This is a genomic window from Flammeovirga agarivorans, assembly GCF_012641475.1.
Classification (GTDB): Bacteria; Bacteroidota; Bacteroidia; order Cytophagales; family Flammeovirgaceae; genus Flammeovirga; species Flammeovirga agarivorans.
The window spans coordinates 480,736-504,528 of sequence record NZ_JABAIL010000002.1 but is presented as its reverse complement, the minus strand read 5'-3'; the positions used below and the strand labels follow the sequence as shown (position 1 = coordinate 504,528).

At 33.5% G+C, this 23,793-nt stretch carries 22 protein-coding genes; 10 read left to right on the top strand and 12 right to left on the bottom strand.

The annotated features are described in order from the left end of the window. Positions 1–75 precede the first annotated feature (75 nt). Positions 76–531, top strand: coding sequence for a hypothetical protein (locus HGP29_RS06805; protein ID WP_168881617.1), 456 nt, complete (start codon positions 76–78; stop codon positions 529–531). A 1-nt stretch (position 532) separates the two neighbouring features. Here HGP29_RS06805 and HGP29_RS06800 read toward each other — a convergent pair whose 3' ends face one another. After that, entirely contained in the window at positions 533–1,336 is an 804-nt protein-coding gene (locus tag HGP29_RS06800; protein ID WP_168881616.1) for an inositol monophosphatase family protein, read from the bottom strand. A gap of 153 nt (positions 1,337–1,489) precedes the next feature. On the opposite strand from HGP29_RS06800, the gene HGP29_RS06795 reads away from it, so the two are divergent. Then, positions 1,490–2,116 (top strand): DUF4251 domain-containing protein, encoded by a 627-nt coding sequence (locus HGP29_RS06795; RefSeq protein WP_168881615.1) that lies wholly within the window; start codon positions 1,490–1,492, stop codon positions 2,114–2,116. A gap of 57 nt (positions 2,117–2,173) precedes the next feature. Here HGP29_RS06795 and HGP29_RS06790 read toward each other — a convergent pair whose 3' ends face one another. Next, on the bottom strand, positions 2,174–4,420 hold the full coding sequence (locus HGP29_RS06790) for a transglycosylase domain-containing protein (protein WP_211093222.1): 2,247 nt from the start codon (positions 4,418–4,420) through the stop codon (positions 2,174–2,176). 254 nt (positions 4,421–4,674) lie between these two features. On the opposite strand from HGP29_RS06790, the gene HGP29_RS06785 reads away from it, so the two are divergent. Next, the gene (locus tag HGP29_RS06785; RefSeq protein ID WP_168881613.1) at positions 4,675–5,265 is read left to right on the top strand and encodes an NAD(P)H-dependent oxidoreductase; all 591 of its coding nucleotides are present in this window, start codon (positions 4,675–4,677) and stop codon (positions 5,263–5,265) included. A 73-nt stretch (positions 5,266–5,338) separates the two neighbouring features. On the opposite strand, the gene HGP29_RS06780 is transcribed toward HGP29_RS06785, so the two are convergent. After that, positions 5,339–6,577: an aminotransferase class I/II-fold pyridoxal phosphate-dependent enzyme gene (locus tag HGP29_RS06780; protein WP_168881612.1), complete on the bottom strand. Its 1,239-nt coding sequence runs from the start codon at positions 6,575–6,577 to the stop codon at positions 5,339–5,341. A gap of 232 nt (positions 6,578–6,809) precedes the next feature. Further along, positions 6,810–11,060, bottom strand: a complete 4,251-nt coding sequence (locus HGP29_RS06775; RefSeq protein WP_168881611.1) for a CHAT domain-containing protein — start codon at positions 11,058–11,060, stop codon at positions 6,810–6,812. Positions 11,061–11,315: 255 nt separating this feature from the next. Between HGP29_RS06775 and HGP29_RS06770 the strand changes: the two genes are divergently transcribed. Continuing rightward, on the top strand, positions 11,316–12,026 hold the full coding sequence (locus HGP29_RS06770; RefSeq protein ID WP_168881610.1) for an NUDIX hydrolase: 711 nt from the start codon (positions 11,316–11,318) through the stop codon (positions 12,024–12,026). 67 nt (positions 12,027–12,093) lie between these two features. On the opposite strand, the gene HGP29_RS06765 is transcribed toward HGP29_RS06770, so the two are convergent. From HGP29_RS06765 to HGP29_RS06755, 3 genes are all read right to left on the bottom strand, one after another. Continuing rightward, positions 12,094–12,591, bottom strand: a complete 498-nt coding sequence (locus HGP29_RS06765; protein ID WP_168881609.1) for a SanA/YdcF family protein — start codon at positions 12,589–12,591, stop codon at positions 12,094–12,096. A 248-nt stretch (positions 12,592–12,839) separates the two neighbouring features. Further along, the gene (locus tag HGP29_RS06760) at positions 12,840–13,217 is read right to left on the bottom strand and encodes a group III truncated hemoglobin (protein WP_211093221.1); all 378 of its coding nucleotides are present in this window, start codon (positions 13,215–13,217) and stop codon (positions 12,840–12,842) included. Positions 13,218–13,222: 5 nt separating this feature from the next. Beyond that, the gene (locus HGP29_RS06755; RefSeq protein ID WP_168881608.1) at positions 13,223–13,426 is read right to left on the bottom strand and encodes a hypothetical protein; all 204 of its coding nucleotides are present in this window, start codon (positions 13,424–13,426) and stop codon (positions 13,223–13,225) included. A 180-nt stretch (positions 13,427–13,606) separates the two neighbouring features. Here HGP29_RS06755 and HGP29_RS06750 point away from each other — a divergent pair, with 180 nt between their 5' ends. Together HGP29_RS06750 and HGP29_RS06745 are read left to right on the top strand one after the other, a co-directional pair. Then, on the top strand, positions 13,607–14,311 hold the full coding sequence (locus tag HGP29_RS06750) for a Crp/Fnr family transcriptional regulator (protein ID WP_168881607.1): 705 nt from the start codon (positions 13,607–13,609) through the stop codon (positions 14,309–14,311). Positions 14,312–14,432: 121 nt separating this feature from the next. Then, a complete protein-coding gene (locus tag HGP29_RS06745) occupies positions 14,433–16,364 on the top strand; it encodes a tetratricopeptide repeat protein (RefSeq protein WP_168881606.1) in 1,932 nt (643 codons plus the stop codon). Position 16,365: 1 nt separating this feature from the next. Here HGP29_RS06745 and HGP29_RS06740 read toward each other — a convergent pair whose 3' ends face one another. After that, positions 16,366–17,160, bottom strand: a complete 795-nt coding sequence (locus HGP29_RS06740; protein WP_168881605.1) for a murein L,D-transpeptidase catalytic domain family protein — start codon at positions 17,158–17,160, stop codon at positions 16,366–16,368. A 301-nt stretch (positions 17,161–17,461) separates the two neighbouring features. Between HGP29_RS06740 and HGP29_RS06735 the strand changes: the two genes are divergently transcribed. Continuing rightward, positions 17,462–17,845, top strand: coding sequence for a DUF4248 domain-containing protein (locus HGP29_RS06735; RefSeq protein WP_235958268.1), 384 nt, complete (start codon positions 17,462–17,464; stop codon positions 17,843–17,845). A 25-nt stretch (positions 17,846–17,870) separates the two neighbouring features. Next, positions 17,871–18,668: a class I SAM-dependent methyltransferase gene (locus HGP29_RS06730; RefSeq protein WP_168881603.1), complete on the top strand. Its 798-nt coding sequence runs from the start codon at positions 17,871–17,873 to the stop codon at positions 18,666–18,668. Between the two features lie 102 nt (positions 18,669–18,770). Here HGP29_RS06730 and HGP29_RS06725 read toward each other — a convergent pair whose 3' ends face one another. The 3 genes from HGP29_RS06725 to HGP29_RS06715 all read right to left on the bottom strand — a co-directional run bounded on the left by HGP29_RS06725 (position 18,771) and on the right by HGP29_RS06715 (position 21,071). After that, the gene (locus HGP29_RS06725; protein ID WP_168881602.1) at positions 18,771–19,229 is read right to left on the bottom strand and encodes a hypothetical protein; all 459 of its coding nucleotides are present in this window, start codon (positions 19,227–19,229) and stop codon (positions 18,771–18,773) included. A 112-nt stretch (positions 19,230–19,341) separates the two neighbouring features. Continuing rightward, on the bottom strand, positions 19,342–20,346 hold the full coding sequence (locus HGP29_RS06720; RefSeq protein ID WP_168881601.1) for a helix-turn-helix transcriptional regulator: 1,005 nt from the start codon (positions 20,344–20,346) through the stop codon (positions 19,342–19,344). Beyond that, positions 20,346–21,071, bottom strand: a complete 726-nt coding sequence (locus HGP29_RS06715) for a tRNA1(Val) (adenine(37)-N6)-methyltransferase (RefSeq protein WP_168881600.1) — start codon at positions 21,069–21,071, stop codon at positions 20,346–20,348. The genes HGP29_RS06720 and HGP29_RS06715 overlap by 1 nt, the downstream gene beginning before the upstream one ends. 182 nt (positions 21,072–21,253) lie before the next feature. On the opposite strand from HGP29_RS06715, the gene manA reads away from it, so the two are divergent. Together manA and HGP29_RS06705 are read left to right on the top strand one after the other, a co-directional pair. Then, positions 21,254–22,459 (top strand): mannose-6-phosphate isomerase, class I, encoded by a 1,206-nt coding sequence (gene manA, locus HGP29_RS06710; RefSeq protein ID WP_168881599.1) that lies wholly within the window; start codon positions 21,254–21,256, stop codon positions 22,457–22,459. Positions 22,460–22,566: 107 nt separating this feature from the next. Continuing rightward, positions 22,567–23,013: a BLUF domain-containing protein gene (locus HGP29_RS06705; RefSeq protein ID WP_262889523.1), complete on the top strand. Its 447-nt coding sequence runs from the start codon at positions 22,567–22,569 to the stop codon at positions 23,011–23,013. A 66-nt stretch (positions 23,014–23,079) separates the two neighbouring features. Here HGP29_RS06705 and HGP29_RS06700 read toward each other — a convergent pair whose 3' ends face one another. Beyond that, entirely contained in the window at positions 23,080–23,733 is a 654-nt protein-coding gene (locus HGP29_RS06700) for a LolA family protein (RefSeq protein ID WP_168881597.1), read from the bottom strand. Between the last annotated feature and the right edge of the window lie 60 nt (positions 23,734–23,793).

Genomic DNA, 23,793 nt, shown 5'->3' with positions numbered 1-23,793 from the left:
TAAGAAAAAAATCTATTTTTGTTGTTCATAGGCTTAGTTTGATTGTCTATGAATGAGACTACTAACATAAAAGCAATGAATAAATTATACATACTTTTACTTCCAATAGTGTATCTATTCAGTGCCTGTGAACCAGTTAATGAAGATGGAGATATTTTAGAAGCAGACCCAGTTGGGAATGTTTTCCATGATGTTGAACCATTATTTGTAAAAGATTCGCTGAGTCAATTGGCAGTGAATGTGAAAATTTTAGGTTGGCAAAGAACGGAACGAGACAAATACACTTTACATTATCAGCTGATAAATGACTCAACATTAGAGACATTTGCAGAAGCATCCATTGCCTATAATGTATTGGAAATAAGAAACGGGTTTTTAAGTCATCACTTAGAGTTTGATGGTCTAGATAGTGCAACTAGGTATTATTTGGAGCTAGTCTCTCAGTATGAGCAACAATTATCGAATATCGATGTGTATGAACTTTATACTGGAGGGTATGACTTTTCTGAAGATTCAGTAGAAGTGGAATAGATTAACTATTCCACTTTTTGTATATAATAGACTGCATTTCTTTATGTATATCTGCAGGGGCAGCTATAATTTCTCTGTCCTCAATATAATTTTCAGTATTAGAGAATGTTGAAACCACACCACCAGCTTCTTTAACAATAATACTTCCACCGGCAACATCCCAAGCATTAAGGTTGTACTCAAAGAATCCTTCTAACCTTCCACAAGCTACATAAGCTAAATCAACTGCTGCTGATCCAAGTCTTCTTATGCCATGGCAACCTTCCATCATACCAGATAGAATATTCATGTATTGTGGCATTTTCTCAAAGTTATAATAAGGGAATCCTGTCGCAATTAATCCTGCTTTCAATTCTTTTTGAGGAGATACAGAAATTCTTTCACCATTCATATACGCACCACCGTCTTTCCATGCATAGAAACATTCATTGAGGTTGACTTCTCTCACTACACCGATGCAGTAATCATTATTGGAAACTAAAGCGATACTGATCGAAAAAATAGGTATACCGTGAATGAAGTTGGTAGTGCCATCTAGTGGGTCGATTATCCAAGTGAAACCATTTTCAGTAGGTTTATTGGTACCTTCTTCTCCTAAAAAGCCTGCACCTGGTAATATATTGGTTAGCCCTTCTACAATCTTTTTCTCTGCTGTTTTATCTACATAAGAGACAAGATCATTTAATCCTTTGTATTCAATTTTTGATGGGTCGAAGTTTCTGCGTTCTATAGCGATAAATTCGCCAACCTTTTCTGTAAGTTTGACAACCTTATGTGTAATTTCTTTTAATCTTTTTGCGTCCATTGTGGTGTGTTTATTTTGAAAGTTATAGAGTGTTGAGATTTTAGTGTTTTTATTCAAACTCAATATTAATCATAAATTGATATATTTTAGGTAATAATTAATGATATTCCTCTCGGATTCGATCGTTTTATTGTGTAAATTAAAACATACATTATGAAAAATTTATCTAAAAACATCAATCTTGCATTTGCATCTCTTTGTCTAATCTTATGCTGTTCACTATCAAGTTATGCACAAGATAGTACTTCAACGAGCTTAACGAAACAAGAGTTAAAAGCCCAGAAGAAAGCTGAAAAAAAAGCCAATAAAGAAAAGAAAAAAGCTGCAAAGTTAGCAGAGGAACAAGCGGATCATGATAAAGCTGTAACTGCTTTGGTTACAAAAAGTTTTACATTGCAAGCGAATCAGGCCTACGATAGAAGAGGTCAGACAATTAATGTTGATGCTAGTCTCAACTTTGTAAGAGTTGAAGGTGATAGAGCTGTGGTACAGTTGGCATTCCCTCAATTAGTTGGATTTAATGGAGTAGGAGGTGTTACTGTAGATGGTAATATTACAAACTATGAAATCAAGAAGAATGAAAAAACAGGTACAACATCTGTAACATTTCATGTTCAAGGACCTACAATGATGGCCAATGTAACCATTGACTTAGAAAAAGATGGAAATTGGGCCAATTCATCAGTAGAAGGAGATTTTAGTGCAGCTGAACTTAATTTCAGAGGTGTATTAGTCCCTAATTTTGATAGCGATAGTTACGAAGGAACAACTCGTTACTAGAAATACATTAATTAAAAAAAGAGGAGTAAGATGAACTATCATCTTACTCCTCTTTTTTTATTCAGATTTATATCTTTTTTCTCTTCTCTTTTTCCTTTTCTCTTTACGTTCTTCTTTTCTCTTTTTCTTCTCTTCTGCTGATTTTGTCTTGAAGATATTGTTGAAAAACATCTTTACATCTGTATCCTCTTTATAGTCTTCACAATCCAAGCAATTAGAAAGGTGGTGAGGTAAAGCAGGAAAAGGTAAAAAGTAGGTCGTACTTAATTGATGATCCTTCTGGATTTGTTGTAAAGTAAATGCTGTAATGGGTAAAGCTAACGTACTACCTGCTCCATAACTTCCTGAAGAAAAATGGACCGCATTGCTTGAAGCACCTACTCTTGTTACCATTACTAAATCTGGACTAAATGAGGCGAACCATGCATCACCATAATTTTGTGATGTACCTGTCTTCCCAGCTAAAGGCAAACGAATGCTGTAGCGACCTCTGATAGATGCTCCAGTACCCTGTTGAATACCTTTTTGTAAAATAGCACTCATTTGCATTGCAGTTTCCTCAGTGAAAACTTGTTTTGCCTCAGGATGCTGTGGTGCTTCATAGAGAATTTTGCCTTCAGGAGTTTTTATTGATAAGACAAATTCGGGTTGCACTGTTTTACCATGGTTAGCAAATGCAGCATATGCTTTACACAATTCATATACTGAAGCATCCATGGTGCCTAATGCGGTAGAAGGGAAGTCTTTTATTTCAGTAGAGAAGCCCAAGTTTTGCCAAATATTTTGCAAATCATCGAAAGAAGTTTGTTTGTATAAGTTTACAGTTGGAATGTTTAAAGACTTAGCTAATGAAGCGGCAACTGAATACATTCCACCTTCAGTTTTACTATAGTTGGCAGGTTTCCAATCGTCTTCATTTTCGACTTCATATTCATTTTTGAGGTACTTGCATGGTTTTGTCCCGTCTTCAATTGCAGTAGCATATAAAATGGGTTTAAAGGTGGAAGCCAATTGCCTTTTTGCTGTGATTTGATCGTAGGGATGACTATTGAAATCAATTCCTCCTACATAGGCTTTCACTTCACCTGTTTTCGTATCCATGGCCATAAATCCAGCATGTAGCAGAAGCATTTCTTTTCGTATACTATCCTTTACTGATAATTCTTCAGCTTTTTTTTCATCCCAATCAAAATATTCTTGCATGTATTTATCGTTGGGGCGGTTTAATTTTTCAAATACGGCATCTACTCTCAAGCTTAATGACCGTTTGTACTTTGCTAAATCATACTGCTTATTTAGTAGTTGTTGCATTCTACTTAAATGCTTTTTAAATGCATTTAATACATATTGTTGGAGCTCAATATTTAAGGTGGTTTCTATGAGAAGACCATCACTTTCAATATCATAATTGGTATTATGGGCTTCATTGTAAGCGTTTAATTTTTCTTGAGCATGCTTCTTTACTTGATGAAGGTAATAATCAGCTATTCCATCATTTACTTTATTAGCATAATCAAGCTTTAGAGGAAGTTTTGAAAGTTTATTGTATTCTTTTTGTGTGAGATAGTCATATCTAAGCATCTGATTTAAAACGACGTTTCTTCTTTTCAGTGCATGATCGGGATAAAGCCTTGGGTTGTAATATGTATTAGCCTTCAACATTCCGATTAATACAGCAGCTTCTTCTGTCTTAAGGTCTTCCACTTTTTTATTAAAAAACCGTTGCGATGCAGTACCAATGCCATAGATACTTTCACCAAATGGAACGGTATTCAAGTATAAACTTAAGATTTCTTCTTTATTGTAAAGTCTTTCTAATTGATGAGCAATCTTAATTTCGCCAGATTTATTAATCAACATACTAAACGGACCGTAATCCTTACGTCCATACATGTTTTTTGCTAACTGTTGTGTAATGGTACTACCGCCTCCACTACTTTTATCACCTAATAGGATACTTTTTACTAAAACTCTTAGAACACTTCTAGAATCAACTCCTTCATGTTCGAAGTACCTTGCGTCTTCTGTAGCGACTAACGCATGGACTAAAGCAGTTGGTAGTTCTTGGTATGAGACATTCGTTCTGTTTTCGGCAAAAAACTTACCGATGAGTTTGCCTTCATCTGAATAGACAAGTGAAGCTACCTCGTTTTCATAAGCAAGTAATTCCTCGTCGGAGTAAGAAGTGCCAAAAAATCCACCAAGGAAAAGTACCAGCATGAGGCACCCAAGACCAATTAGGCCGAGAATAATCCCTAAGACTTTCGTTTTATGGAGTAATAATATGTTTAATACATTTTTCATTGAAGGCTGAATTTTATTAGCCCACAATGATTTAATATGATCTATCATGATCAATGAATCGAAGTTTGTTGAAAGATGTAATTATACGGTTGGGGAACCTAATTTTAATGACAAAGGTAAACATTTTTTGAGATGTGTTTGTTGTGATTGGGTTTAAGCTTTCCAGAGAGCAGTTTTTTATATTAATAGATTTTAATAAGTGAATTGTATAGGAGTAGCTATACGTTTAATTGTTAAAAAACATCATAATTACTATGGACAAAATATTAGTTATTAACGCCGGACAGAAATTTATGAACAACGGAGGTACTTTAAATAATGCCGTTGCAGACTTTACAATAAACTATTTTAAGAATTTAGGAGGATTTGATATTAAGTATACCCATATCGAAGAAGGGTATGATATTGAAGATGAAATATCAAAAATGGTTTGGGCAGATATAATTATCTACCATACACCAATATGGTGGTTCTCTTTGCCATTTGGCTTTAAAAAATATTTGGATGAGGTGCTAACTTCAGGGTCTGGTAAGATCTACGCAAGTGATGGCAGACATAGAACTGCTCCTAAATTAAATTATGGTACAGGAGGATTATTAAAAGGGAAGAAATATATTCTAACAACAACATGGAATGCTCCTGAAGAAGCCTTCACAACAGAAGGAGAAATCTTTCAACAAACAAATGTAGATAATGGAGTAATGTTTGGATTCCATAAGATGAATTTGTTTATCGGCTTAGAAAATGCTTTTTCTTTCCATTTTTATGATGTTTTGAAAGATCCAAAAATTGAAGACGATCTTAAGGATTATCAAGTGAAATTAGATCACCAATTTAAGAAATAAAGCTTTTTAAAAAACGAAAAGGCCAATCATAAAAGAATATGATTGACCTTTTTATCTGTAAGCTAATTTGTGACTATTTAGCAGCAGCTAATTGTACACAAACACAAAGAACTCTCATTGCTAATTTAATCTCACCCATTGAAGGTAAAGTTGGTGCAATACGGATATTTTCATCTTTTGGATCATTCTTGTAAGGGAATGTTGCTCCAGCTGCAGTTAATTTAACGCCAGCCTCAGCAGCTAATTTTACTACTTCTTTTGCACATCCTTTAGGAACATCCAAACTAATAAAGTAACCACCTTTTGGTTGTGTCCAAGTAGCGATGTCTTTACCACCTAATTCTTTTTCAAGAATCTCAATTACCGCTTCAAACTTAGGAGCGATGATCTTAGCATGTTTCTTCATGTGTTTTTCAACACCTTTGAAATCTTTGAAGAAACGAGTATGACGTAATTGATTTAATTTATCTGGACCAATTGTAGACATTGATAAATGCCCTTTCATCCAATTGACGTTTTCTAAAGATGCACCCATAGCAGCAACACCTGCACCTGCAAAAGAGATCTTAGAGAATGATCCGTAGATCAACACTCTATTTTCTGTTCCAGCTTCTTTACAAGCGTCAAAAATGTTAGCTAATTCATCTTGGTCTTTCGATAAGTGATGAACTGTATAAGCGTTGTCCCACATGATACGGAAGTCTTTAGCAGCAGTTTCCATAGTTGCTAAACGCTTCACTGTCTTTTTAGAACAAGTAAATCCTGTAGGGTTAGAATATTTAGGTACTACCCAAATACCTTTGATACTTTTATCTTCAGCAACCAATTTTTCTACAACATCCATGTCAGGACCTTTCTCAGTCATTGGTACTGTAATCATTTCGATACCGAAGTGCTCACAGATAGAGAAGTGACGGTCATAACCTGGAGAAGGACAAAGGAACTTAACTTTTGATTGTTGTCCCCAAGGTTTTTTGCTTTCTGGGAAGCCATGAGTAATCGCATGAGAAATAGTATCATGCATTAATGTCAGTGATGAGTTACCTCCAACGATAATTTCATCAGTAGAAGATACTTCAAGAAAATCCTTGAAAATGGCTTTCATTTCAGGAATACCATCTAGGCCTCCATAATTACGAGTATCAGCACCAGCTACTGTCTTGTAATCTTTTGATGTTACAAGATCAAGCATAGGCAGTGATAGATCTAATTGTTCAGCACCTGGCTTGCCTCTAGTCATGTCTAATGCAAGTCCTTGCTCTTTGTACTCTTGGTACTTCTTCTTTAATTCTTTCTTTGTTAGTGAAGCCATGTTATTGGTTGATTAAATAATCTTCTTGAAACACTAATGTTTGTTCAAAACTAGGAGTATTTTCTGATAATTTAAATTATTTGACCAATAATTTGAGAGATATTTAATCAAACAAAGGTATAGTAACGAAAATTTAAATTATGGTTTGAATTATAACACCATTTTTAGGATATGATAAAAAAGGCCTATTGATCACTGATATCAATAGGCCTTTTTTTGAGTTGAAGTGGATCTAGATTTTACCAATCATGATAAATGCACCCCAGTATTTTGGTTCAGGATATTCTTCCCTTAATTGCTTCTTGGCTAATGAGAAGGCTTCTCTTTTGTTCTTTCCTTCTTTTAACCATAGATGATAGAAGTTAGTCATAAGCTTTTGTGTCGCTTCATCTGATACTTCAAATAAACTCATGATAATATTATCGGCACCAGCTACAAGGAATGATCGCTGTAAACCATATACTCCTTCACCTACCTTGTTATCACCTTTACCTGTTTCACATGCAGACAATACAACAAGTTCTGTGTTATCAAAGTTGAGGTTCATGGCTTCGTAAGCCGTTAATACACCTTCTTCTTTATTGAAAGCATAAACATTATCAGACTCCATTAAATCACCTGCATTGGTAAGTAATAGTCCAGAACGTAAAAGTGGGTTGATGTTTTCTTGAGTATTGAAAATTGACTTTGTTTCATCGTTTTCAATATCATCTAGGAAGAAACCGTGAGTAGCAATATGGAATACTCTAGGTGACTGTAGGTTCTTTACAGCTGTTTCGGTAGCATCTTTATGTAAATAAACCGCATCATTTGTATGATCTTCTGAAGATAATAGTTTATCCAAGGCAATGATTTCTTGATAAGTACCAGGAAGCTGAGTAATTGGCCTCATTGTGTACTTATTGTATTGCTCAGGCTTTAAATCTTTATAGAAGACAGGGTTGCCAAATAACGACACATTCATATTGTCTTGTTTAGTTCCTCCTTTAGTAAGTACCTCAGTGGTAGAACTTGTAAGTACGATGTGGTTCTGATCGATAACATAAGTTCCTTTGTCTAAATCTACAGGAATCGATTCTAAGTTAATTTGGTTATAAACTCCATCAGCAGAGAAATATACTGTAGTACCTTCACCAATCACTTCATAAATTGGTTTCCAGTACGTGTTGTACGATTCATCATCAGGGAAACTGAATATTAAGTTACTCTTATAATAACCTAAACCTTCAGATTCCAATAGAGTACCATTTGGAATAAGCTTAACAATAGGAGCAGACTTAGTTTCAGGAGTTAGAATTAAAGCAGCATAACAGATAGAATCTGTGTATACATTAGTAAATGCTCTGAAACGAATAATTTCTATAGCTGCTTCTCCTTCTTTCAATCCTTTTTGGATGTCCTTCCATTTGTATTCTTTCTTTCCAAGGTCATTAAATACACTAGACCTTTCACTCAATTCTTTTTCTAAAGTATTGATTTCTTTCTCTAGTGTTTTAACGTTTACTCCTTCTTCAGTTCTTTGTTCAACTGACATGGCAAATACCTTTGTCAGAATTTCTTTCTTCTTAACCCAATTTTCAAAATCTTTGATAAGTAATGAATCACCACTATTCATAATCTGATTTCTAATTTTTACTGAAGAACTCAATAAAAGTGGCTTTGTTGCTAATGCATAGTTATACATATCGCCATACTGCTTTTTCTTATTGTATTTTGTAGCGAGTGTATAGAAGAAGCTATAGTCCTTTTGGATCGATTGCCAGTATTTAGATTTTTCCTTAGCACTTAAAGTAGGGAAGTATTCGTTGATGAATATTTCATTTTGAGCTAAAGCCTTTTTAGCATATTTATTTGCTTTACTGTATTCTCCCATTGCATAATATGCTTGACTTCTCTTTAAAGTAGATTTTACATATAACGGGTGGTCTTTAGTAAATAAACGGCTGTAAATTTTTTGTGATCGTTCATAATAACCTTCTGCTTGATGATAGAACTCTCTTTTCATTTCAAGATCACCTAACAATGAAGTAATCTCAGCAGAGTTGGTGTTATTTTCAGTCTTCAATTTGTCTACCCAAATAGCATCAGCTTGTTTTAGTAAATCTTCTGCTTCTGCGTATTCATGTACTTGAAGTTTAGCAAGAGCCAAGTTTTTCAGTGTGATGGCGAAAACAGGATTGTCTTTCCCAAGTTGAACTGCGATAATATTAACAGCATCCTTAAAAAGGTGCATCACATCCTCGGCAGGGTACCCTAAATAAAGACCAATTAAGGCTAATTGCGTATAACCTTTTGCTACTTCTGTATGGCGTTCGCCATAGATTTTTTTACTTTGCTCAATTTGCTTTTGTGTATATTCTTGGGCCAATTCATAGTTACCCATTGCAACAGCAATCTCAGATTGAACTTCTAAAGGATCAATACTTTGTTTTGCTCCTTCACCAAAAGTCTTAACACTAATGTTGTAAGCATTTCTACCAATAGAATCAGCTGCTATATAATCACCCTTTAAATAAGAGAGTCTTGCTAATTGAGTATAAGGTACAATCAATAATCTACTTTCATCTCCAAACCTAGCTTTTCTGTGTTCAATAGATTTATTGATAATATTTTCTGCATCTGAGAAATATTCTTTCTTTAGGTAGACAAATGCATGGGTGTCTGCAAACTGAGAAGATGCAATCTTACCAGGAGAGTTTTTAGATAAACGATTGGCCTTCGATAAATTTTGTGTGGCTTCATCGTACTGACCAGTGATCGCCTGGAACCTTGCTGCAGTTTCTAAAACAATAGCATGAGTTGTATTTTGAGTTCCTTTTCTATAAGAGTGGTTCTCATATAAGTTCAATAACTCTGCAATTTGTCTATCTGCATCAGTATATTCTCCTAAGTCGATAGCATATGATGCAGTACTTTGTAATCCGGCTGCATATTCCAAGTGGTCTGTACCATAATAATCAGCATATGCTTTTTTGATACTAGCACTTAACACTGCAGCTTTTTTAGTATCACCCATTAAAGCAAAGTAATTTGCTCTTTCTTTTTCAGCCTCTAACCTTTTGTAGTGATGAGGGCTTAATCTTTCCTCTATAATAGGTAAGTGGTAAGCAAATAAGCTGTCTGCTCTTTGGAAATTATTAGAATGTAGCGTTAGGAATGTTGCTTCTTCTACTTTAGCGATATGAAAAGCAAGTGATTCTTTCCCGATTACTTTTTCGGTAGTATTGATATATTCTTGTAAAGCTTGCTCAGCCAATACTTCATTTTCAACAGCTAAGGCAACTTTATAAAGGAGTTCATTTGTAAGGATATACTCTTTGTGATTTTCAGGTAAGTTACCCTCTTGATAAGTATCTTTAATAATACGTAGCGATTTGTCAAAGTTACCTTTCAAGTATTCATCCTTGGCAATAAGTCGGTTTGACTTTGCTTGTTCCAAGCTATTTTTACCAAAGTATAAAGAAGTGTTTGTATCAAACTCCCATTGCGTTTTATCCCCTTTGAAGTGGAATCTTTGCCATGCATAGTAATCTACTAGGTCTTCTTGAATTTTGAAGTATAATTTATGGCTGATCCCTAATACTCTTTCTGCTCTATAAATGTTTTTCTCGAGCATTTTCTTAGGAGTTAATGGATCAATTCTACTTTCAATAAGATTTAAAGTTCTTTCATGGTAGTTGGCAATGTAGCTCTCGTCATCTTTTCTAATGTTAGTATCAATCCATCTTTCAGCATTGATCAATATAGAATCGGCCATAACATAATCCCCCATGAGGCGATATAGCTTTCCTTCTAATGTTAAAGATTGAGCAAATTGTCTTTCAAGACGTTTCTTTTCTCTAAAAGTATAGGTGTGTTCAGAGTGTTTGTTACTTCTGGTATGATAGATATTTTGGCTTTCAGAAGTCGCAAATTCTTTACAATATTCCTGATACTTGGCCATAAAGAACTGAGCGCTGTCATAAACACCTTGTTCTAGGTAGATATTCGCTCTTACTTTATTGTAAATTAAGTTAAAGTCTTTACCTCTTTCTGCTAATTTTTTAACATTTTGATCTTTTTCTGAGACCTTTTCTGCGGTTTCAAATAAGTTTTTTGCAGTGACTATATCACTGTAATCCAAGTACAAATCAGCTGCAAGAAGCAGTGAATATACGTACCCGAAATTTCCATTTCTTCTTTTCTGAGCAATCTCTAGAAATTGAGCAGTAGACTCTTCAAAATCTTTAAATTGTGTTAAAGCTAACTGATAATGTGCTCTGTAATAAAGTACATCTATAAGTGCGGAATCTCTTTTTTTAGCCAGATTTAATGCCTTAGAGTTCCATTCAAGGGCTTTTTTGTATTCACCGTCATCAGCATATTTTTGACTGATGCCAATAAAGTTGTCAATTTTGTCATTTAGTTTATCAGCTTGTACGCTTGATGGAAAAAAGTATAAAGTCAAACAGCTTAGGAGAAATATGTAGGCTTGTTTTGTCATAGTTGATTCAATTTTTAAGAAGCTTGATCTTATGAAAATAACTAATTTTCTCAAATCATAATGTAAATGTAAATAAAAATTAATAGAATCTTTTTAGTAATTAGATTTGAGTGAATAAGACGTAAGTATAACTGTTATATTCAAGGAAAATTTTATATTTACATTTAGAAAACGAAAAATCATAAAAATACTACACAGTTTAGGTAGTGAATAAACATTACAGAAATAGAATTTCTGCTAAAGAATATATAACATATGAACGAATATTATAACAGTGCCTATAAGCCACTTTTAGCAATAGATTGTGTAATTTTTGGATACGAACAAGGAGAATTAAAAGTATTATTGACTAGACGTAAAGTGGATCCTTACAAAGGGGCATGGGGTTTAGCAACAGGTTTTCTTCACTTTGGAGAATCTTTAGATTATGCAGCAGAACGTGTATTAAAAAAACAAACAGGTTTAGATAGAATTTATATGGACCAGTTAAGTACATTTGGTGAGGTTGACCGTGACCCTGAGGCGCGTGTAATTTCATTAGTGTACTACGCTTTAATTAAGGTTGAATCTCAAGACGAAGAAACGTTAGAGAGAAACCAAGCACAATGGTTCCCAATTACAGCTTTACCAAAATTAATGTTTGACCATGAAACAATGATTCAAATGTCTTGGGGTAAGCTAAGAAGAAAGTCAAGATACCAACCTATCGGTTTTGAGTTACTTCCAGAGAAATTTACTTTACCTGAATTACAATCATTATACGAGGCAATTCACCAAAAACAATTCGATAAACGTAACTTTAGAAAGAAAATTTTAGCTACAGGTCTACTTAAAAAATTAGATGAAAAGCAAAAAGGAGTGTCTAAGAAAGGTGCTTACTATTATGTTTTCGAAGAAGGTAAATACGATGAGTTGATCTCTCAAGGATTTAACTTTGAATTAAAATCTATGGCATTTGGTTCATAGTAATTATAAAAATTAAGGCACCGAATTTTAAAATACGGTGCCTTAATTTTTATTTCGAAAAGATCATCTACTGATCTTCTATTTTTTCTTTCTTGCCTAAGAACTTTGGTTCTTTGTGAATAATGTAAAGGTCTAAGAACATCTTCAATCGAGCAAATATTTCTCGGATGTGGACGTAATATCCTTTTTCGATAGGAACGTCATTGGCACAATATCCATAAGCATTTATTCCATGGCTTCGACCAATGAATATGGCTCTTTCAATGTGAAATTTTTGTGAAATAATGATGAACTTATCTTGACCAAAAACTTCTTTAGCTCTAATTACTGAGTCTAAAGTTCTAAATCCTGCATAATCCATCACTATCTTTTTAGGATCAACCCCCGCTGCAATGAGCGCTTTTCTCATTTGTTTGGGCTCGTTGTAATCTTCAGTCTTATTGTCTCCACTTACGATAATGAAATCTACTTTCTTATTCTTTATTAGGTGTACAGCAGCATCAACTCTGAAATTGAAATAAGGATTGGGTGATCCATTTCTCAGAAATTTGCTTGTTCCTAACATTAATCCAGTTTTACATGAGATCTCTGGATTTTTTGAGTTTAAGATGTAGGTGTCACTTTTATAACTAACGTAATAGCTGAAAAACACTGCAAACAAAAGAAGTAGTCCACAACTGAGAATGCTGCTAGTTAAAAGTAATTTTAAAATCGTATTTCTTTTCATTCAAAACTATATTCTACTATAAAGATAGTTTATGAATTCTAAAAATTGACCTAGAAACCCATTTTGCTTAAATATATTTTGAAAATTTAATCTCTAGCCTGGAATATTTTCATGAAAAGCATATGCGACATATTTCTAGCTCTAGATTTTAAAAGTTGAGCATTTTCACCATCAAATAGTTCGTCTATGGTATTAAACCATAATTGTAACCAAAACCCAAAGTGTTTTTGTTCAATGGTTCCCTTCTTGTCAACATTTTGATGTACAACAACTGGATTTCCTTTGTACTTGGAAACAAAGAATAAGTTGCTTTCCCAAAAGTCATACATTCTTGGAAGATGTGTGTCCCAATTAATTTTAACTATTTCGTCAAAGAAAGGACCTAATTCTTCATGTGCTCTTACTTTCTCATAAAATGTATTCACCAAGAGAATAACATCTTCTCTATCTTTTAAATCATGCATAATGTCTATTTATTTTGAGCATTTGTACTTTTGTCAGCCAACATACCTGTAAAACCTACAAAGCCAATTCCCAAGCCTGCACAAACCCATGTGATAAACATAACGGTATCAACTCCTGAGAACAGTGAGACTAAAGTGAGTACAATAGTAAAAGAAACTAATGTAAAAATGAATAAATAAAATAGAACTAATTTTCCTTGAGTATTCATAGTGTTAACTTTTTTGTGTTTTTATCATTTGATATCACAAAATTAGTAGATGTACTTCGGGAAAAATCTGTTCAATTTGCCATCAAAACCTGATAAAAATCAGAAAATGTGAATGTTATTCTCATTCAATCCACTTGATGTAAACTTTACTATTACATCAATTAATGATATATTGCTAAAATGAAGTTCAAAAAACCGGACTGTTTAAAATGCCCAGTAAGATCATTATCCATCTTTGAACATGTACAAGAAGATGATTTAGTTGAGATATCAACAACCAAAGGATTTTCTAATTATAAAAAAGGAGAGAATATTTTTAGAGAAGGGCAACCTGCATTAGGTATTTATATTTTACATAATGGAAAAGTAAAGATTACTAAAACAGGTGTCATGGGTAGAGAGCAAATTGTCTCATTTGCAAGGCAGGGTGAAATTATGGGGTATAGACCCATGCTTTTGGAGGAGTCTTACGACATATCCGCAATTGCCATAGAAGAATCAACAGTTTGCTTTATTCATAAGAATAAAATCCTCCAGTTGATAGAGCAGGATAAAGATTTTGCTCTGAAGTTAATCCGTACTGCATTACAAAGTTCAAAGAAAGTGACAGAAATTGTTTCTTCATTATCACAAAAAACGGTAAGAAGTAGAGTAGCAGAATCACTATTAATTATTAAAGACGAATTTGGTGAAGACGCTCAAGGTAATATCGATGTGGTATTAAGTAGAGAAGACCTTTCTGCCATGATTGGTACCTCATCAGAATCATATATCAGAATGATAAAAGAATTGATAGACGATGAAGTGATCACAAAGGAAGGAAAGAAATTTAAGATACAAGACGAACAAACTTTAAAAAGAATAGCGGAAAAGTATGATTACTAGAACTTTAAATTAAGTTAAATAAGTAGTAATGTTTATTAATAAGAACATCGATTGGTACCAATTGTGGGTTATTAATAATAGAATAAATCAAATTACTGCCCCGCTACTAAATTATTCATTTATGAAAGCTATTATTAAACATACTCTTACACTGATTGTTACATTTTGTGCCTCAATGCCCATTCTAGCTCAGAATTGGATGCAGGAAGGGTATGAACATGCTCAAAAAGGTGAAGTGGAGCAAGCAATAGCTTCTTTCAGCAAAGAAATTGATTTTAACCTGATGAATGATATCGCTTATTTAGAAAGAGCGAAAATGTATTTACAGGAAGAAAAATATGATGCTGCGATAGCGGATATCAACCAAGCAATAACAATTGATGCAGTTAGACCTGTCGGATACTACCTGAAAGGGTATATTCATATGAATACAGGAAATCTTGATGAAGCCATCAATGAGTTTACCATCGCAATAGATCTAGATTCTAATTTTGTCAATGCATATGTGTTTAGAGCCGAAGCATATTCTAACCAGTCAAAGTATGAAGAGGCTGTAAAAGATTATGACCAAGTTCTGAAGATAACACCTAATGCTGGGATGTATTATCATAGAAGAGGATATGTTTTAATGAAATTGCATCAGTTCAAAGATGCAGTGAATGATTTTAATACTGCGATAACTTATGAACCAGGGTTAATTGATGCTTACATTTATAAAGCCGAGATCTTTGCCCAAGAATCAAATATTGATTCAACATTAGAAAGTATTCAGGAAGGTCTGTTAATTGATCCTCAAAATATTAAACTTCTAAGTTTAAAAGGCGATTGCTTTGGGAGTTCATTAAATTATGATGAAGCACTAAATGCTTATAACCTTGCATTACTGTACCACCCTAATTATGCTTATGCATATTGTAGAAGAGGGGAGTTGTATGTGAAAATGGGAAAGGTTGAATTAGCTGAGTCAGACTTTAAAAAAGCAACAGATATTGCACCTGAATATAGTTATGCTTATTTAAATAAAGGAAAGCTAGCTAGTTATCTAAAAAGATATGAAACAGCGATTTCTGACTATGATTCAGCAATTGCTCATGCTCCCAATTATTATACAGCATATCTTGAAAAAGCAAAAGCACAATTGGCAATCAGAGAAATCGATTCAAGTATCTTTACTTTAAAAGAAGCCGAAAAAATCAATAATGATGAGGCGTATTTATACTCGCTGTTAGGTAATGCTTATTTAGCAAAAAAAGAGTTTAAAGTATCAATTACGGAGTTCTCAAAGGCAATAGAAATTTCACCAAAATACGGATATGCACTTCAGCAAAGGGGGTATACTTATTTCTTGAACAAGGAGTATGATAAGGCCTTAGCGGATTTAAATAGATCTATCGTCTTATCTTCTAATACAGCCAAAGTATATTCTTATAGAGGAGATGTTTTAATGGCAATGAAGAAAGTAGATGAGGCAATGAAAGACTATGATAAAGCATTGACTCTTTATCCTAATTTCAGTTATGTGCTGCATCAAAGAGCTTGGGCTTTTATTAAGACAAAAGAATATTCTAAAGCAATTTTAGATTTCTCGAAGTTAGAAACTTTAGGTAAATCGAAGTATGTGGATATGTACGGAAAAGGAGTAGCTTACATGGAAATGGGCGACCTCTCAGCATCGAACAAGGTACTTAAAAATGCAGTGGATATGTACCCTAATTATTCATCAGCAAGAGTTCTTTTAGGGTATAATCTTGCGATCATGGGCGAAAATAAATTAGCTAAAGATCAGATTGAAGATGTACTATTACTAAATAAAAACTCTAAAGAGATTAAAGGTGTACAAGGAATAGTTTCTTATAATGAAAGAAACTATAAGAAAGCCCTTAAGTACTTTAATGATATTTTAAAGAATAATCCTGATGATAAGCGTATCGTTTATTATAGATCACTGACATACGCAAAATTGGGAAGAAAATCTAAAGCAGAATCAGACTTACAAAAGGCAAATACACTAGGATACACTGGCGCTGAAGTATTGTCTTTGAATAAGAAATAAATTACATATCATCAGGTAAACCGATCGGTTGAACCTTTGAAGGGAAGGAAGCTGTATATGTCGATAATAACTCTAATGTATTATCCGGCAATGAATATAGGTTTTCTTCCTTTTTATATTCTTGATTAGTATAAATGTAGAATACACTACCTCCCTTTATTGCTTGTATGATGTCTTTGTGTTCTTTATACGGTACAGCAGGGCATCCATAAGATCTACCCATGTATCCATTACTCTCTAAGAAATGTTTGGATACATATTTTGCTGGATGCATCACTATCGCTCTTTCTCGAGCTTTATGATTAAGCTGTCGTTGTAAACCATCCAATTTCAGAGATAAACCATATTTGCCTCTATACGTTTCCGCAGCTTTGTAAAAACCAATACTACTCTTTCTGGAATTGATGATATTACTGAATTTCTCGGCATACATTAACCCGGAGTTTCTTCCATGAGCAACATATGTGTTGATCAGCAGTTCACCTTTCATTAAATCGAAAATATATAACCTTTTATTTTTGGATGGCTGCGAGAAATCAACAATGCTTAAAACTCTTGTATTCTTTATTTTATTCTCATTGATAAGATTAAGGTATCCTGTCATTCCTTCTAAAAAGGCATCAAAAGATAAACCATAATTCTCTGCATGAGTTTTTGTATACAGGTCTCGGATTAAATCTGTCGAATTTATGCTAGTGGTAATTTCTTCACTAAAGTTTGTTGTAGCCAAAGTTTCCATTGTATTACTGCTTAGCATAGTCCCAGCAATCAGTAATGTCCTAACAATGAAGTTCATATCTTGTATCAATCGTTAATATTAAGTGTTTCAAAAGTACGAAATGTTATTTGAAGAAAATATGATCTATGTTAAATAAAGGTCATTTTTAATTTTATTCTGTGATTTTTAAATAAAGATTAATAAATAAATAATAATTTTATATCTAAGAAGATCTAACTTTCCAATTTTTTTGTTTTATAAACGACGCTAAACTGTAATAATACCGTTGGACTTGTTGACAAAATACATATCACTGTTATCTATTAGTGCCTTAAAGTTTCTGTTTGGCCCACTCATGGGTTTTAGTACTGGATTAAGCATGATAGAAACCATAATTATCACCATCCTTGGGATGATGTTAACTGTGGTATCACTTACTTATGCAGGTACACCAGCAAGAAAAAAACTGATGGAATGGATGAACCGTGGTAAGAAAAAGAAACTCTTTACGAAACGAAATCGCCTTATTGTAAAGATTTGGCAAGAGTACGGTATGAAAGGTGTTGCCTTTTTTACGCCTATTTTATTCGGCCCTCCTATAGGAATGTTAATAGCTTTGTCTTTTGGTGAAAAAAAAGAGAGAATTATTACCTATATGTTTTTTAGTGCCGTATTTTGGTCTGTCGTAATGAATGTAGCAATTTACTATTTTGGTGAGTACATGGGTTGGGTACAAGATACCCAAAGTGTCTCTCTTAAGTAATCCAAGAATAAAAGTAACAAACAAAATGGCTTTCGATTTTCATGCGGATAAGCAAGTTTATTTTAACATGCAGACCGATAACGCAAATAAATATGTTATACCTTTTATTGAACAATCACTAAAGATTGAAAAAGGATTACGTGTTTTAGAAGTTGGTTGTGGCGAAGGAGGCGTTCTTAAAGCTTTTTTAGATAAAGGATGTTTTGGTGTGGGTGTAGAACTTAGTATGCCAAGAGTTGAATTGGCACATCAATTCCTAGAAGAATATATTGAGAAAGGACAAGCCCAAGTGATTGGGAAAAATGTTTATGATATAAATGTCGATAACGATTTTGAAGATAGATTCGACTTAATCATCCTTAAGGATGTTATCGAGCACATTCCTGATCAAGAGAAAATTATCCACTATTTTAGATCCTTTCTTAAAGAACATGGTAAAATTTTCTTCGGTTTTCCACCTTGGCAAATGCCTTTTGGAGGACATCAGCAGATTGTAGAAAGTAAAGTGCTGTCTAAGTTACCTTACTATCACTTACTTCCTAGGCCGATTTATAAGTTTATATTGGATAGGGGAGATGTGAGTAAAGGGTTGGTGAGAGAATTACTGGATATTAAAGAAACAGGGATTTCCTTAGAACGATTTGAACGTATCTGTAAAAAAGAAAAGTTCGGTATAATTGAGAAAACACTTTATTTCATCAACCCGATTTATGAATATAAGTTTGGTTTGAAACCGAGAAAGAAAATTCCTGTATTAGGAGATATTCCTTGGTTGAGAAACTTCGTAACAACAGCAGGATTCTACCTTGTAGAAAAGCATTAAAAAAGATAAGACCTTGATACAAAATATCAAGGTCTTATTAGTTATCACTGATTTATCGAGTTAAATTAATTGGTGTTAGTTGATAGTTAAGTTAAATACTATTTATTCTACTGGTATTAAAGCGGCAGCATTTACATCTACTGCTTCAGAGGCTAGTTTAGTAGCTAAGCCGTTCTCTTCATATTTTAAGGAAGCAAAGATTTGATAATCACCAGGAGAAGAAAAAGAAATCGTAGCAATCATTTGTGTTTTAAATCCTCCGTTTACCATCTCTGGAATAGGACCTAAAAGGTCAGTAACAATTGTCTCTCCTGTTTCAATATTTACGGCCGTTAGGTTTGCTGAGTAAAACTGCCCATCTTCTGAGATAGATACGTCAGTGATGATCGTACTTTCCTCTTCAAGAGTGAAAGTTTGACCTTCTTCGATATTCACTAGAGCGATGGCTGTTTTGATCTCTTCTGGTGTAACTTCATCATCAGATTTATTACATGAAGACATTGCAGCAAAAGCAAAAAGACCGATTAGGATAGTATGTATTCTTGATAAAGTAGATTTCATGATTAATATGTTTTTTTGTTTTAGTTACAGTTATATAAAACGCCAAAAACTATAATCAGATTTACTTATTTCGTCGGAATGTTTACCAATTTGGTCGGGGAGTTTTAAAAAATTATAAAGTGAGGGATTTTCTCAGTTCTGTAGGGGTATAGTCGTAATAACGTTTAAAAGCCGATGTAAACTTTGATAAATGATTGTAGCCTACTTTTGTACCTATTTCACCTATAGTAAGCTCAGTCATACGGATAAGGCGATGTGCATCCATCATTCGGTGTGATGTTATGAACGCAAAAATCGATTGATCAAATATTTGTTTGAATTCTTCTTTTAGTTTTGTTTCTCCAATTCCAAATTGATGGGAGATCATTTGGGTTGTAGGTATATTGCTGTAGTCACTGAGTATGTAGTCTTTTATTTTAAAGTAGGTTGACATATCATGCTTATTGATCTTTTTTTCTTTTTTTGAATGTAACCTAAGCATCATCTTTTTCAGAAGCTTTCCTGTGAGTTCTAGTCCTTTGCCAAAGATGATTGCGTTTCTAGCAATAGTGGTTTTTTGTATTTGAAAAATCTCTTCTATGATGTCTTCCAATTCAGGTGTGCTTTCTTCATAATAGATATGGTTAATGAGTTTTTCAAAAAAATGGCCAGTTTCTATATCTGGAATCCCTAATATTCCTTGAAAGTCATCTCTTTTTAACCTTACCCCAATCCAGCTTACTTCTTCATCCTTTTTCATATCCATAGACATTCCTCTTTGTCCTTGATGAAGGATAATGCTGAATTGTGCACCGCCATTGGCAATGGTTTTTGTTTCTTCATTTCCTTTTTGAACTCTTAATTTTGAGTTTTTTCGGAGAAATGTAATATAGATATGTGGTGTATTATGATCGTAGATACTTTGTACTACAACATCCTGGTTTAGTAAAACTCTATTGACACTGACTTTAAAACCCGATTGTATATCGAAGTTTTCAAGATGAATTTCGCCTATTTCCGTATTACCGATGAATTGATGGTCTAAGATATCACCTCCAACATCTTTTTGAAGTTTCTTGTACGTATTATCGAAGCTTGTCGCATCAAAATAGAGAATTCTAGGCTGTTGGTTGATCATTATAAAAAGGGATGAAAGTCTTTTGTTAATTCAATATACTCATCAGAGTATTCATTGGAATGTGGTTGACGGATATAAAAAGGTTTCTTGATCACTTTTTCAGGTTTTTGTTGATAACTGAAAGAAAGTAATACTCTTTTAGGCGACTTATTCACATTATGACTAACAGTTCTTTGTTTTACTAAATAAAAATCATGTAAAGCAGCAATTTTATAAATGTCTTCTAGTTGGTCAAAAGGGTAAATCATGAATAATTTTCCTCCTGACTTTAGAAGCCTTGCACTATTTTGAAATAAATCAGATAATGAAAGTGTATCGGTATGTCTTGCAGAATTTCTTTCGTCAGCATCAGACTTTAAGGAGTTTTTGAAAAAAGGTGGATTGGAGACGATAATATCATACTCTACATCACTTTTTACTTCTTGTAAGGATGATTTTTCTATCTGAATAGCTTTTGCCCATGAGGAACCATCAACATTGTCTTTTGCCTGCTCCACTGCTCCATCTTCAATATCTATACCTTTTATATTAGCATAAGGATTGCGTTGAGCTATCATTAATGAGATTAACCCTGAGCCACAACCTACATCAAGAATGTTTACAGTAGCCGGTGAATTCACATCAACCCATGCACCTAAAAGGATACCGTCGGTGCCAATTTTCATTGCACATTTCTCTTGTCCTAATGAGAATTTTTTAAAATCAAACTTTTGATATTTGTTCATTATGGTAATAAAAATCATTCAGCCATAAGGCTTTGTTAATAAGAGCGCAACCGATTTATTGTTATTTTTGCACCTTAAAAGGTCGATGCTACTAGCAAAAATATAATTTAGATAGGCTAAAATCAATTTTAGTAGCGTGACGCCATTATTTACCAGATTTTTTATACACAATACTACAAAAAATGTCTAACACGAAATTATTTTCTATTAAAGGGAAAGTACAGAACTACGCTTGGGGTGGAGCAGATTTCATCCCTGAAATGATTGGAATTCAAAAAGAAGATCAACCTTACGCAGAATATTGGATGGGTGCACACGATAATGCTCCAGCCAAAGTAGGCGAAGATCAGTTTTTGAATAATATGATCAAAACTTCTCCTGAGACTACGATTGGAAAATACATTAATGACAAATTCGGTCGACTACCTTTCTTATTTAAAGTTCTTGATGTGAAAGATGTACTATCTATCCAAGTACATCCGACGAAAGTTGAAGCAGAAAAAGGTTTTGCAAGAGAAAATGCAGAAGGTATCCCTGTAACTGCTTCGCATAGAAATTATAAGGATGACAATCATAAACCTGAGATTATGGTTGCATTATCTGAATTCTGGTTATTACATGGTTTTAAACCTAAAGCAGAATTAAGAGAGACTTTAGTTAATGTTCCTGAGTTTAATGATTTAACTGAGGTATTCGATAAAGAAGGATATTATGGTTTATATAAGACCGTAATGGAGTACTCTGCAGAAGAAATCAATACTAAGTTACGTTCGTTAGTAGATCGCGTAATGCCGCTTTACAACGAAGGTAAAATTGAGAAGTCATCACCAGATTATTGGACAGCTAAATCAGTAGCTTTAAACCCTGAAGGAACAGATCTTGATAGAGGGATTTATTCTATCTATTTCTTCAATATCGTTAGAGCAGATATTGGAGATGCTATTTTCCAAGATGCAGGTTTACCTCACGCATATATGGAAGGCCAAAATATGGAGTTAATGGCAAATTCTGATAATGTTCTTAGAGGAGGGTTAACTCCAAAACATATCGATGTTCCAGAACTTTTAAAGCATGTTACTTTTGAAGAGACTATTCCTAATATTATGAAAGGAGAGCTTCAAGAGAATGGTTTAGAAAGAATTTATAAGAGCCCAGCTCCTGACTTTGAATTGAGCCGTATTTCAATCACTAAAGACGATAAGTATCAGTATACTGCTAAAACAGCAGAGATAATTATTGTTTCTGAAGGTGAAGCAACAGTTGTTGAAGGAGATACTTCAATTTCTATTTCAAGAGGAGAAGTAGTATTACTTTTAGTGGATGCTAATTATACAATTACGACATCTAGTGATGCAGTATTGTTTAAAGCTACAGCACCTGTGAAATAGTATTTCTTTTTAAAGATATATCAACCTTGTTCTTGAAATAGAGCAAGGTTTTTTTTATCTCTACTTTTTTGTAAATTATTAAGACTACACGTTTAATATTATACGCTATGCCATTGAATTCAATATTATATATTAGTCAAAAGAAAAAGACCATGTCTAATACTGAGCTTAGCGAGATTCTAACTTCAAGTAGACTCAATAATAAGGATAAAAAAGTGACAGGAATCTTGTTGTTACTTAATAATACTTTTATTCAAGTATTGGAAGGAGAGAAGGAGGTAGTAGAATCATTGTACAATACTATAAGCCAGGATACAAGGCATGAAATGGTTCAACTGATCTATGAAGGAGAGATTAAAGAAAGAAACTTTGCTAATTGGTCGATGGGGTTTCAGACTGTAACTTGGGATGACCTTGAAAAAGTTGGATTTGAAAAAAACTTTGAGAAAAATATTACGGTCGGAGAATATTTTAGATATAAACAACATCAAATTCTTGATATCCTAAAGCAATTTAATGGTTTGGGAAACCTTAGTTTAAATATTCCTGAGTAAGATTTAGCAATAAAAAAACGACTTGATAACTAAATATCAAGTCGTTTTTTTCTATGTATTTTTTGACTATCGTAAGTCTACAACTTCAACATCAGGATGAGAAGCTGTGTCGAACATAAAATCTTTTTCAGTAACAGAAATATTCTTTTTGAAATTAGAAACAGTATATACATACTTCATTAAGTTTCCTTTTTCATACATTTCCCATTTTACCAATTCGTGTGTAGATGGTTTAATGAACATACGAATTCTAAAGAAATTAATATCAGAATCTTTTTCAGGTGACAAATCGATAATATCTAATCCACCTTCATTACCTGTATATAAATACTTGAAATTCTTTTTATATAATTGATAGATTTCAGCAGGAGAACTTGCTAAATCTCCTTCTGTGTCAGCTTCTTCTATCGTCACTTCTTCCATTTCTTGATCGAAACGGTAAACAGTTTTTGTATCACTGTAGATGACCTGTCCTTCTAACTCCATACGGTATTTATTACCGCTAATTAGAGCTTTGATATTCATATCACCAATAAGACCTTCATTGGTACTAATAGCTTCTTGATGGATATCAGCTGAAAAGGCAGATAAGTTGATGTAGAAATCACTCATCTGATCTAAGATCTTCTGCGCTTTTTCATCTTGTTGAGCAAAAACAGAGGATGTATTCATTAGAATAAAAGCGAAAATAGACAGTATTGATATATTTTTAAATTTCATTTTTTTAGTTTGTTCTGCTTGTAATAATTTGACAACGACTTTATTTAACGAGACTCACTA